This is a genomic window from Aeromonas sp. A35_P, assembly GCF_002259925.1.
Lineage (GTDB): Bacteria > Pseudomonadota > Gammaproteobacteria > Enterobacterales > Aeromonadaceae > Aeromonas > Aeromonas dhakensis.
This window is the reverse complement of record NZ_NEVB01000042.1, coordinates 1-11,408: the sequence shown is the minus strand read 5'-3', so window position 1 is coordinate 11,408 and position 11,408 is coordinate 1. Positions and strand designations below refer to the sequence as shown.

The window sequence follows — 11,408 nt, the reverse complement described above, 5'->3', positions numbered from 1 at the left end:
CGGTGATATCCGATGGATTGGCCTGTTTCAGGGCGGTGAAGGAGGCCAATTGTGAGCACCTGGGTGTTGTCACCGGGGGCAACCTTGACTTGCTGGATCATCCGGCATTCAACTGGGTAAACACGATGATAGGGAATGTGAAGAACTCGCTGCGGGGCAGTTGCCATACGCTCGGAGCGAAGCATTTACCGAGACATCTTGCTGAATACTGCTTCCGGTTTAATCATCGTTTTGACCTCAAAAGCATGTTGGTTGAATTGGGGCATGCAGTCGTGGCAAGCCCTCCGATGCCATATCGGCTCTTGAAGCTGGCTGAGGGTCATGGGTAATCAGGAATTAACAAGTGTGCGCCCATTGTCGGGGTCTCGGACAAGCGTCGTCAGCAACTGATCAGGGCCACCGTTTCCCTGGTGGCCGAATCTGGCTTGCAACACACCACCCTTCATCACAGCAGCGTCCAGGCCGGTATGTCCTCCGGCATCATCAGCCACTATTTTGGTGGCAAGCAGGCTCTTATTGGAGCTGTTGCGCTGGCGCGGCTCTGTGCTCGGGCCGCGGCTCAGCAGAGCGCCGCCATGATCGATGGTTTCTGGTTGCGCAGAGCCCTGAGCCCGACCCCGACTGCAGCCGTGTCGAGCGGCTCTGCAAACTGTTTATCCTGCAACGACTGACCCAGCGGAGTGAATGCATGTCTTTGACGCGTTATCAGAATTTTGTTGACGGCCGTTACCTGGCCAATGCCTCGGGCGAGAGCTTTGAGGTGATCAATCCGGCGACCGGGACCGTCATCTACGAGGTCGAGGTGGCCGATGAGTTCGTCCAGACCGCCGCCATTGCGAGTGCCCGGCAGGGTTTTGCCATCTGGTCGGCGATGAGCGGGGTCGAGCGTGGCCGGATCCTGTCGCGGGCCGTGGCCTTGCTGCGCGAGCGCAACGACAGCCTGGCCGCCATCGAGGTGGCAGATACCGGCAAGCCCTGGCAGGAGGCCTCGGTGGTGGATGTCGTGACTGGCGCCGACAGCATCGAGTTCTTCGCCGGCCTGGCTGCCGCCATTGAGGGCAATCAGCAGCAGCTGGGGGCCGATTTTTACTACAGTCGCCGTGAGCCCCTCGGCATCTGTGCCGGGATCGGCGCCTGGAACTACCCGTTGCAGATTGCCTGTTGGAAGGCTGCCCCTGCGCTGGCCTGCGGCAACAGCATGATCTTCAAGCCCTCGGAGGAGACGCCCCTCGGTGCTCTCAAGCTGGCGGAGATCTTCATCGAGGCCGGCATGCCCGCTGGTGTCTTCAACGTGGTGCAGGGGGATGGCCGGGTCGGTGCCTGGCTGAGTCAGGTGCCCGAGGTGGCCAAGATCTCCTTCACCGGCGAAGTGGGTACCGGCAAGAAGGTGATGCGGGCCGCCGCCGACACCCTCAAGGGGGTGACCATGGAGCTGGGGGGCAAGTCCCCCCTCATCATCTTTGACGATGCGGATCTGGAAGAGGCGGTCAGCGCCGCCATGGTGGCGAACTTCTACACCCAGGGTGAGGTGTGTACCCATGGCACCCGCGTCTATGTGCAGCAGGGGATTTACCCCGCCTTCATGGCGCGGCTGCTGGCCCGTACCCGGGACAATATCCGGATCGGGGACCCCATGGACCCAGACGTCAACTTTGGGGCCCTCATCTCCCGCGAGCATCAGCGCAAGGTGCTCGACTATATCCGCATCGGTCAGGAGGAGGGGGCCATCCTGCGCTGCGGCGGGGAGGCGCTACGTCCTGCCGCGGCGCCGAATGGCTTCTTCGTTGCCCCCACCATCTTCAGCGAGTGTCGGGACGAGATGCGGATCTGCCGCGAAGAGATCTTCGGTCCCGTGATGTCGGTGCTCACCTTCGAGCAGGAGGAAGAGGTCGTGCAGCGAGCCAATGACACGGCGCTGGGATTGGCGGCCGGAGTGTTTACCCGGGATATTCGCCGTGCCCACCGGGTGGTGCACCAGTTGCAGGCGGGGATCTGCTGGATCAACAGCTATGGCGCCTCCCCGGCCGAGATGCCAGTGGGTGGCTTCAAGCAGTCCGGCATCGGGCGGGAGAACGGCTTGGCAACCCTGCAACACTACACCCAGCTCAAGTCCGTCTATGTCGGCATGCAAGCCATGCAGAGCCCGTTTTAAGGAGATACCATGAGCCCATATGACTACATCATAGTGGGGGCGGGCAGCGCCGGTTGCGTGCTGGCCAACCGCCTGAGCGAGGATGGTCAGCATCAGGTACTGCTGCTGGAGACCGGGGGGAGTGACAAGAGCATTTTCATCCAGATGCCGACCGCTCTCTCCATTCCCATGAATACCAGGAAGTACGCCTGGCAGTTCGAGACCGAGCCCGAGCCCCATCTGGATGGCAGGCGCATGCACTGCCCCCGGGGCAAGGTGCTGGGGGGCTCTTCCTCCATCAACGGCATGGTCTATGTGCGCGGCCACGCCGGTGACTTTGACGAGTGGCGGCAGGCCGGGGCAGAGGGCTGGGATTACGCCCACTGCCTGCCCTATTTCAAGCGGGCCGAGCAGTGGGCCTTCGGCGGGGATGCGTATCGCGGCGGCGAGGGGCCGCTTGGGGTCAACAACGGCAACCAGATGCAAAATCCCCTCTATCAGGCTTTCATTGATGCCGGTGTGGAGGCGGGCTATGACGCCACGTCCGACTACAATGGCCGCCAGCAGGAGGGGTTTGGCCCCATGCACATGACGGTCAGGCAAGGGGTACGCAGCTCCAGTGCCAATGCCTATCTCAGGCCCGCCATGGCCCGCGCCAACCTCACTGTGCTGACCGGTGCCCTGGTTCACAAGGTGTTGCTGGAAGGCAAACGAGCTGTCGGAGTGCGCTTCGAACGCAAGGGCAAGATGGAGGAGGTGAAGGCCGGTAAGGAGGTGATCCTGAGTGCCGGCCCCATCGGCTCCCCCCATCTGTTGCAACTCTCCGGCATCGGCCATCCCGATACCCTGCGTAAAGCCGGAATCGCGTTGCAGCATGCTCTGCCAGGTGTCGGCGAGAACCTGCAGGACCATCTGGAGTTTTACTTCCAGTTTCGCTGCCAGCAGCCCATTACCCTCAACGGCAAGCTGGGGTGGTGGGACAAGTTCCTCATCGGCAGCCGTTGGTTGTTGCGCAAGGATGGCCTGGGGGCGACCAACCATTTCGAATCTTGTGGCTTCATCCGCTCCAAGGCCGGGGTGCCCTGGCCGGATCTGCAATACCACTTTCTGCCCGCCGCCATGCGCTATGACGGCAAGGAAGCATTCGCGGGTCACGGCTTCCAGGTCCACATAGGCCACAACAAGCCCCGTAGTCGCGGTCAGGTGCAGGTTCGCTCGGCCGACCCGCGGATGGCTCCCGCCATCCGTTTCAACTATCTATCCCATCCTGATGATATCGAAGGGTTTCGCGCCTGTGTGCGGTTGACCCGGGAGATCATCGGTCAACCCGCCCTGGATGCCTACCGGGGGGAGGAGATCCAGCCCGGGGCGTCGGTACAAAGCGATGAGCAGATAGATGCTTTCGTGCGCAGTGCAGTGGAGAGCGCCTATCACCCCTCTTGTTCCTGCAAGATGGGCACGGATCCCCTGGCCGTGGTGGATCCCGAAACCCGGGTCCATGGTCTGCAAGGGCTGCGGGTAGTGGACTCCTCCATCTTCCCGACCATTCCCAATGGCAACCTCAACGCCCCCACGCTGATGGTGGCCGAACGGGCCGCCGATCTGATCCTGGGCAGGAAGCCGCTTGCCGCGCATTCGGTCGAGGTGGGGCTGGCCGCTCACTGGCGGGAGACGCAGCGTCCGCGCCGCCCGGCACGCGCTCTGTTGGCCACCATTGACACTGGTAGCTGACCCCTTCTTGGGTCGTTCGTCAGTCTTTAGCTATCGCCCTGTCCATGTGGGTGACAGCGATAGCTAAGTCCTGATCCCGCGCCAATGACTCCCCTGCATCTTGCGGGGTTGGGGGAGTCATGGCCGCAGGAAGCCGAACGGCCTCTTGAATATCACTATGCAATGACAAGGAGCTCATATGTCTGATTACGAAAGGGACAACACAGGAGGTTTGGCATGATGATCTGGCTCAGTATGGGAATACTGTTTACCTTTGCCGCCATCGTCTTTGTGCTCTATCGATGGGGCAACATCTGCTGTATTGGCACTACGCCGGTACGGACCTTCACCTTCATCGCCATCCTGTTTACCTCAGGGCTGGACGTGGGGCTCATCATGTTCCCCCTTACCGAGTTTGCCGGTTATGGCGATCTGCAGGCGAGTCCGGAATATGGTTTTACCAACCCATTGGCCATCGAGTTTGGTTATTGGGGATTTCTGATCTGGGGTTTTTACTTCCTGACCTGTTTCTATTTCTGCGTGATCGAGCCCAGGGTGCGTTTTTTCGAACTGGCGCCGGTGAAGTTTCTCAACAATCTGGTGATCATTGGTACCTGTGCCTTTACCGCCTATCTGTTGCTGACCAATCTGCCCTGGTATATGCCAGACATCGGCGATGGTGAGAGCCTGGTGGCCAGCTTTTATCTGATAGTGTTGCTGGTGATCGCATTCTCGATCTATTCGAGTACCAGTCTGAAGTTTGTGCGGATCCTGAGTCTGGGCACCACGATCTGCTTCCTCGCCCTGATCGTGCTGATGTGGGGCGCCGCCTTCTTGACACCCGCAGGGTCACTGGCCGATTTCGTGGCCACACTGGCGCTGGTGGGGGGCTATTTTGGTCACATAGAACACTTCGTGCTTCCCCTCAATGACTACCACGCCTTCTACCTTTATTGGTGGTTCTCCTGGAGCATCATGATTGGCCAGTTCACCGCCCGTTTCGTCGGCGGTCTGCGGACCTGGCAACTACTGGGGGCCATGCTGGTATTTCCCTCCCTGGCCATCGCCGTCTGGTTTGCCGTGCTCTACTACTACCACGAGCAGGGGTTGTCGACGGCAGGTTTCTTCAACTGGGCCATGGTGGCGGTGGGTATCACCATGGTGATCAACTCCCTCGATTCCCTGATCCGTCTCTACACCGACAACTTGGGACTGACGACCCGGCGGCTTGGCCAATGGCGCTATTTTGGGGTCAACCTGTTGGTGCTGGTCGGTCTGACTCTGTTGTTCCAGCTCGACTTCCTGCAAATCCAGTGGGTCGGAGCCCTTGTGATCGCTCTTTTCTTCGCCTGCTTCGGCTACATCCTCAGATACAAGTTCCACGAGGTTCGCAGCATAGCGGGGGCACCCAAGGAGAATCGGCTCGATTACGGCAAGATAGAGTTGGCCGGATAGAAGGGTCGGACAGGACCATCACCGAGACTGGTGCAATGTGCGCCAAGGCTGTGGGCGCTGACCCGGGTGTCACGGGGAATGCCACCTTCCTCCTTATGCCCAGGCTGGTGAACGCATGTGGATGAGGCCATCAGCATGGTCATGAACTGGAGCGGAGGAGGCATCCTTGATGAATTTATTATCAAGGCGGAGATTGACGATGAAGGGGGGCTGATACAAAGATGGCTCGCCTGCCGACGGGGCAGGGGTCGTAACAGGATGAGGTGGGCGCGATGAAGCCTGGGTGGAGACGATTGCGCAAAAAAGAGAAACGGGTGAACCCGGAGGGTGTGCTGCAGACCGGCTGGCTGCTGTTCAGTGCCACCTGCGGCGCGACCCTGCTGCTGGCAACCTGCAACGGCAGCTGACCTGAATGAAAAAAAGCCCGCTCGATGAGCGGGCTTTTCAAATTTGGCTCCTCCTACTGGACTTGAACCAGTGACATACGGATTAACAGTCCGCCGTTCTACCGACTGAACTAAGGAGGAATTGTGGTGCCCAGAGACGGAATCGAACCGCCGACACGGGGATTTTCAATCCCCTGCTCTACCGACTGAGCTATCTGGGCAACGGCGCGCATTAAACCCTTTCTGAACGGATGTGTCAACCGCATGGCGCAGATAGTCGCATCGTTCGCTCGACAAGTGAGCAACCAGGGTGTTTGTTGGGCGGTTTGGCCTGTTTTCATCCTAGATTGCGGGTCGGCAGATGAAAAAAGGGGCCTGGGGCCCCTTGTCATGGTTGTCGTGCTCAGTGGCGGCTGACGATGATCCGCCCGGTACTCATGTCACGGGCCTGACCGGTGACGCTGATCTTGAGCCCGTACTCGGGCAGCAGGCGACCGGCATCCGGGATCTCCTTGCTCTGGTAGCTGCGGGAATCCTTGAACACCCGATTCGGGGTGATCCAGAAGTCGCGCAGCAGGGAGCCGCTCGGGTGCTTGAGGTTGAGCGGCTGCTGGAAGCCCAGGCTGAAGGTGGCGTCGTGGATCTGGTAGCGGGTGCCGGCCACGGCGCCGTCGCTCCACTTGAGGGTGCGCTGATCCGCATCCACCACCCCGAGGAAGCCCTCACCCGGGTGGACTCCCACCCAGTTGTTGACCTGGCTGTTGTCCACGTACCAGAGCAGCATGCCCGGCTCGTAGCGCATCAGCTGGTCGGCCACGTTGATGTGGGCCAGCCCCTTGTCCACTCCCGCATGGTTGCGCCACTCGGCCAGGTAGTAGTGATCCTTGGCCTCGTTGCCGTCGCTCTTCACGAAGCCGGCCAGGGTGAAGGGGGAGTTGCCCTCGGCACCATCGCTCAGCAGGATGTCACCATCGGCGAGGATCTGCAGCTCGTCCACGAACAGCCCGTTCTCGGCCACGCCGCCGTCGCTCAGGTATTGCAGGGTCAGAGTGACCTGCTGACCGGCCCAGGGGGTGAGGTCGAACTCGGCATCGGTCCAGCCGTTGGAGTTGCCGGTGATGCCGACCCCGAAGCCGACTCCGTTGGGATCGTCACTGGTGGTCAGGTTGCCCGCGATGGGCTGGCCGTTGACCAGTACCCTGGCGTAGTCGTATCCCTCTTCAATCTGATACCAGGCCTTGAAGTTGAGGCTGGCGCTCTGTTTGCCGCTCAGATCCAGCTTGAGGCTCATGCGGTTGTCGAGGTTGTTGCCCTTGCCGCCGTGGTACTCGTACTGGCCGGCGTAGGGCGGGTTGAGCGGGATCTGCTTGGCCGGCAGGTTGATGCGCACCACGTCGTCGTTGCGCCCCTTGTCGTTGGCCTGATCCAGCATGTAGACGTTGCCGCGCGGGCTGAGATCGGCGAGCTGCACATTGCTGCCGTGCAGCCAGTTGCCGCCGAGAGAGGCCTGCAGGAACTCCTTGGCCCAGGCGGAGAACCCGGTCGGCTCGGTGCCGCCGATGACCCCGGCCCAGGAGCCGGAGGACATGATGGACCAGGTCGCCACCGGTTCCCCCTTGCCGGTGTACTTGGTGTCGTACTCGTCCGGCAGCCCCAGATCGTGGCCATATTCGTGGGCACAAACCCCGGCCGCCGCATCGATGGGCTGGATGGTGTAGTCGTAGGCGGCAAACTTGCCACCGAAGTTCTGGCTCGGACTGCTGGTGCCCGGGATGGGGTAGGGGGCACCCAGGTTCCAGCGGTGCGCCCAGATGGCGTCTTCGCCGAGATCGCCGCCACCGGCCTCCTCGCCGACGCTGGAGTGGAAGATCATCAGGTGGTCGATGAGGCCGTCCGGCTCGTCCCGGTTGCCGTTGCCGTTGAGATCGTAGCGATCCTCCTGGTCAAACTCGGACAGATCGATGGAGGGGTCGCCCGCCACCTGGATCAACGCCTCCTTCACCAGCTCCCGGATGGTGTTCGGGGTGGCATTGGCGCCGTAGTAGGCGGCGTTCTTGCTGGCGGTATACCAGCCTGCCACCTGGCCGCGCACGCTGTAGCTCTTGCCTGACTGCTGCTCGTAGAACTGGCGCATGGAGATGAACTGCTCGCCGTTCGGGCCGGCATAGCCCTTGGACGAGAACAGCAGGTCGTTGTAGTGCTCCGGGGTGTAATCCGGGTAATACATCTTGGTGAGCTCGGGGCGGATGCTGTTCTTCGGGTAGTCGGGGAAGTCCACCAGGATGGCGAGGATCTTGTCCTTGCGCATCTTGCCCTGGTAGTGCTCCCGCTCGATGGACTTGAGCAGCAGGGTAGGCACCCGATCGCCGGGACGGGCGGTGCCGTTGAGGCGGATCTTCTTGAGGATGGTCTCGCGCACCTTGCCCTCTTTCACCGCCAGGGTACCGCTGTTGCCCTGATAGGCCCGCGACTTCTCGCGATAGTAGCTGGCGAGGGCCGCTTGCTCCTGCTCGGGGGAGGCCAGGGTCGGGATGCGGCCGCTCTTCTTGAGCATCTCCAGCACCTTCACCTCATCGGCCAGGGGGGCATCGAACGGACCGTGGACCGGGGCGGCCATGGCGTGGTTTCCAATCATAAGGGTTGAGCCGACAAGCAGGCTCATTATTGTTTTTTTAGGCATTATCTATGTGCTCCTTCACATGATAAAAAGGGAGCCTCACTGGCTCCTCTTTCCGTACGGGCGATGGATTGCCCGCGTCCCTTGATACACTCCGTGAATGACCTTGTCACCGTCGCGCTGCTGGTGGATCCTGCTGATTTCAAACGGCTTGCTGGCGCTGTCGCGTGGTTTTGACACATTCGAGCAAAGCTCCATATGGAGCAATCCTGTTTTGGCGGCAGATTACCCTTTATTAACCTTTTGTGATGGCACCCCATTTGGGGTGGCTGTGGAGGGAGGCTTATCTTGGTCTGCCGCATTGAGCCGGATGGGCTGTGCGAGTATGCTTTGCCGCAACCGGGCCTGCGGGGCGGCAGATGGCCGAGATGGCACCGTCCGCGCTGGCATTTGATCACAACACAGTCGCATCTGGGGTTAATATGAGTCTTGATATGCAAGAGTGGCGCGAAGAGACCACCGCCATCGTCAACGAGTTGCTGGCCGATGGCAGCAACCCGGATCTGGAGTACGAGATTGAGCACCACTTTGCCTGCCAGGATTTCGATCTGCTGGAGAAGGCGGCGGTCGACCTGTTCAAGGCCGGTTTCGAAGTGACCGATGCCGAAGAGATGGAGCTGGATGACGGCGCCACCATCTTCTGCTTCGACGCCACCGTCGAGTGCAAGCTGGACATCGAGACCATAGTGGCGGATATCGCCACCATGCTGCCCATCCTCGAAAAATACGGTGTGGATTACGACGGCTGGGGTACCTACTTCCAGGAGTGATCCGGCTTAAGGGGCGTCATCGCCACCATGCTGGCCGTTCATTCCTCGAGAAATACGGGGTGGATTACGACGGCTGGGGCACCTACTTCCAGGAGTAAGGCGCCAGCTCACGCACGCTTTGCAAAAACAACAAGGCCACCCTCGGGTGGCCTTGTTGTTGTGAGCATCACGCCTGCGGCAACTGGTAGCAACGGGCAAACTCGGCGGGGGGCAGCGGGCGGCTGAACAGGTAGCCCTGCAACCGGTCGCAGCCGGCCTGCACCAGCCACGCCTGCTGCTCTTGCGTCTCCACCCCTTCGGCGGTGATCTTGATGCCGAGCTCGTGGCCCAGCCCGATGACGGAGCGCACGATGGCGGTGGTGGCCTGGTTGGTGACCAGCTCCTGCGTGAAGCTTTTGTCGAGCTTGAGGGTCGCCACCTGCAGCCGTGGCAGGTAGGCCAGACTGCAGTAGCCGGTGCCGAAGTCGTCGATGGCGAGCTGAAAGCCCGCCTCGATCAGGCAGGCCAGGTTGCTCTCTATCTCGTCGGCGTTCTCCATCAGCACCCCTTCGGTGATCTCCAGCTCAAGCTGCCAGGGGGCGAGGCCGTGACGTTCGATGCAGGCGAAGATCTGCGGGCAGAGCTCGGGGTCGCGAAATTGCAGCGGCGACAGGTTGATGGAGAGCACCAGATCCGGTGCATCGGCCTGCCAGCGGGCCAGCTGGGCACAGCCCTGCTCCAGCATGTGGCAGCCGAGCAGACCGATGAGCCCCAGCTCCTCCGCCAGCGGGATGAACTCGTCAGGCGAGATCATGCCGAGCTCGGGATGGGGCCAGCGGCAGAGCAGCTCGGCCCCGTGCAGCTGACTGGTGCGGGTGCTGATGATGGGCTGGTAGACGGCGGTCAGCTGGCCGGACTTGATGGCGAGCGGCAACTGGGCCGCGATGAGCTGACGACGCTTGAGCTTGGCATCGAGTTCGGGGTCGAACAGGGTGCAGTGCTGCTGCTGACGTTTGCCCTGGGCCAGGGCGGCCTCGGCGTGGCTCAGCAGCCGTTCGGCGTCGTTGGCCTTGCCGTGGGCGATGCCGAGGAACACCGGGATCTGGATCCTGTGCTCTTCCACCTGGTAGGGGACCATCAGCGCCCCCTGCAGACGAGCGCTCCAGTTGGCCAGCGGCTCGTTCAGTTCAGGCAGCAACATGGCGAAATCGTCGGCGGCCACCCGGCACACCAGCGACTGGGGCGGGGCCAGCTGCTGCAGGCGACGGGCCACCTGGCTGAGCAGGCGGTCGGCAACCCGGATGCCGAAGCGGTCGTTGATCTCGCGAAAGTGTTGCAGGTCGACCAGCACCAGGCTCGCCTTGCGGGCGCCGAGGTGACGGCTGGTCTGCAGAAAGTGGGAGAGCTTGAGCAGGCCGGTCAGGCTGTCGTAATGCTGCTCCTGCTGCAACTGGGCCTGGGTGGTGCGCAGCCCGGTGATGTCGCGGCTCAGGGTGAGGATGCCGAGGGAGTTGCCCTCGTCGTCCGGCACCTCGACCCGGGTCACCTCCAGATGGCGGCCCTGGCCGTTGGCATCCACCAGGCAGTATTCACCCCGTCCCATCGGCAGCTCGGTAGAGAGACGGTGGGCCACCCGCTGGCCGAGGGCCTCGCTGGCTGCCATCCCCATGAAGTCGAGAAAGGCCTGGTTGCAGTCGATCAGCAGCCCCTGATGGTCTTCCAGCCGGATCGGGTCCGGGATGGCGTCCAGCAGGCGGCGTTGCAGCAGCTGCTGCTGGCGAAAGGTCTGCTCCAGCTCCTTGCGCTGATCTATCTCGTTGACCATGCCGAACAGGGCCACCGGCTTGCCCTGCTCGTCGTAGAGCGGGATCTTGTGGATCTCCATCCAGCTGGTGGCGTCGCCGTTGTTGCAGTGCAACTGCTGATAGAGCAGGGGTTTTCCCTCCGCCAGCAGGCGCAGATCCTCTTCCCGAAAGATGTCGCCCCAGGGCATGTCGGCGTCCGTCTTGCCGACGAGATCCGCCGGCAGTGGCAGGCCCGCCTGCTCCGTGAAGGCACGGTTGGCAAACAGGTAGCGCCCATCCGTATCCCGGCAGAAGATATTCATGGGTAGCTGGTCGATGATCTGCTGCAGCAGGGGCAGGGTGAGCAAGGGGTTCACACAGACACTCACGGGGGAAATTTCGAGCAAATCTATGATAGCAGGCTGGTTTTGTAAAGCTTGGGTTAAGGCTGACTCATTTCTGCCGATCCCTGCTGACAGTCTGTGTCGCTGCCGCCATAATAGCCGCCGGTCGGCC

The 11,408-nt window shown here is 61.5% G+C and carries 8 protein-coding genes and 2 tRNA genes; 6 read left to right on the top strand and 4 right to left on the bottom strand.

Annotated elements, in window-relative coordinates:
* From CAK78_RS03675 to CAK78_RS03655, 5 genes are all read left to right on the top strand, one after another.
* On the top strand, positions 1–329 hold a 329-nt coding region (locus CAK78_RS03675; RefSeq protein WP_141214113.1), incomplete at its 5' end, for a transposase.
* An 81-nt stretch (positions 330–410) separates the two neighbouring features.
* Entirely contained in the window at positions 411–671 is a 261-nt protein-coding gene (locus CAK78_RS03670; protein WP_254924704.1) for a TetR family transcriptional regulator, read from the top strand.
* Positions 672–688: 17 nt separating this feature from the next.
* The gene (gene betB / locus CAK78_RS03665; RefSeq protein ID WP_094696402.1) at positions 689–2,152 is read left to right on the top strand and encodes a betaine-aldehyde dehydrogenase; all 1,464 of its coding nucleotides are present in this window, start codon (positions 689–691) and stop codon (positions 2,150–2,152) included.
* A gap of 9 nt (positions 2,153–2,161) precedes the next feature.
* The gene (gene betA / locus CAK78_RS03660; RefSeq protein ID WP_094696401.1) at positions 2,162–3,862 is read left to right on the top strand and encodes a choline dehydrogenase; all 1,701 of its coding nucleotides are present in this window, start codon (positions 2,162–2,164) and stop codon (positions 3,860–3,862) included.
* Between the two features lie 216 nt (positions 3,863–4,078).
* Complete coding sequence (locus tag CAK78_RS03655; RefSeq protein ID WP_094696400.1) at positions 4,079–5,296, top strand: choline transporter; 1,218 nt, start codon at positions 4,079–4,081, stop codon at positions 5,294–5,296.
* 451 nt (positions 5,297–5,747) lie between these two features.
* On the opposite strand, the gene CAK78_RS03645 is transcribed toward CAK78_RS03655, so the two are convergent.
* The 3 genes from CAK78_RS03645 to CAK78_RS03635 form a co-directional block, all read right to left on the bottom strand.
* A tRNA-Asn gene (locus CAK78_RS03645) sits at positions 5,748–5,823 on the bottom strand.
* A gap of 4 nt (positions 5,824–5,827) precedes the next feature.
* A tRNA-Phe gene (locus CAK78_RS03640) sits at positions 5,828–5,903 on the bottom strand.
* 182 nt (positions 5,904–6,085) lie between these two features.
* Positions 6,086–8,299, bottom strand: coding sequence for an immune inhibitor A domain-containing protein (locus tag CAK78_RS03635; RefSeq protein ID WP_254924703.1), 2,214 nt, complete (start codon positions 8,297–8,299; stop codon positions 6,086–6,088).
* Positions 8,300–8,781: 482 nt separating this feature from the next.
* Here CAK78_RS03635 and rraB point away from each other — a divergent pair, with 482 nt between their 5' ends.
* The gene (gene rraB / locus CAK78_RS03630; RefSeq protein ID WP_080628938.1) at positions 8,782–9,129 is read left to right on the top strand and encodes a ribonuclease E inhibitor RraB; all 348 of its coding nucleotides are present in this window, start codon (positions 8,782–8,784) and stop codon (positions 9,127–9,129) included.
* 166 nt (positions 9,130–9,295) lie between these two features.
* Here the strand turns inward: rraB and CAK78_RS03625 are convergent, their stop codons facing one another.
* Positions 9,296–11,269: a sensor domain-containing protein gene (locus tag CAK78_RS03625; RefSeq protein WP_094696397.1), complete on the bottom strand. Its 1,974-nt coding sequence runs from the start codon at positions 11,267–11,269 to the stop codon at positions 9,296–9,298.
* Positions 11,270–11,408: the final 139 nt, after the last annotated feature.

What these genes read in the sequence shown, in the direction of transcription:
- betB (WP_094696402.1), top strand. Translation starts at nt 689, where the DNA reads ATGTCTTTGACGCGTTATCAGAATTTTGTTGACGGCCGTTACCTGGCC.
- betA (WP_094696401.1), top strand. Translation starts at nt 2,162, where the DNA reads ATGAGCCCATATGACTACATCATAGTGGGGGCGGGCAGCGCCGGTTGC.
- CAK78_RS03655 (WP_094696400.1), top strand. Translation starts at nt 4,079, where the DNA reads ATGATGATCTGGCTCAGTATGGGAATACTGTTTACCTTTGCCGCCATC.
- CAK78_RS03635 (WP_254924703.1), bottom strand. Translation starts at nt 8,299, where the DNA reads ATGGCCGCCCCGGTCCACGGTCCGTTCGATGCCCCCCTGGCCGATGAG.
- rraB (WP_080628938.1), top strand. Translation starts at nt 8,782, where the DNA reads ATGAGTCTTGATATGCAAGAGTGGCGCGAAGAGACCACCGCCATCGTC.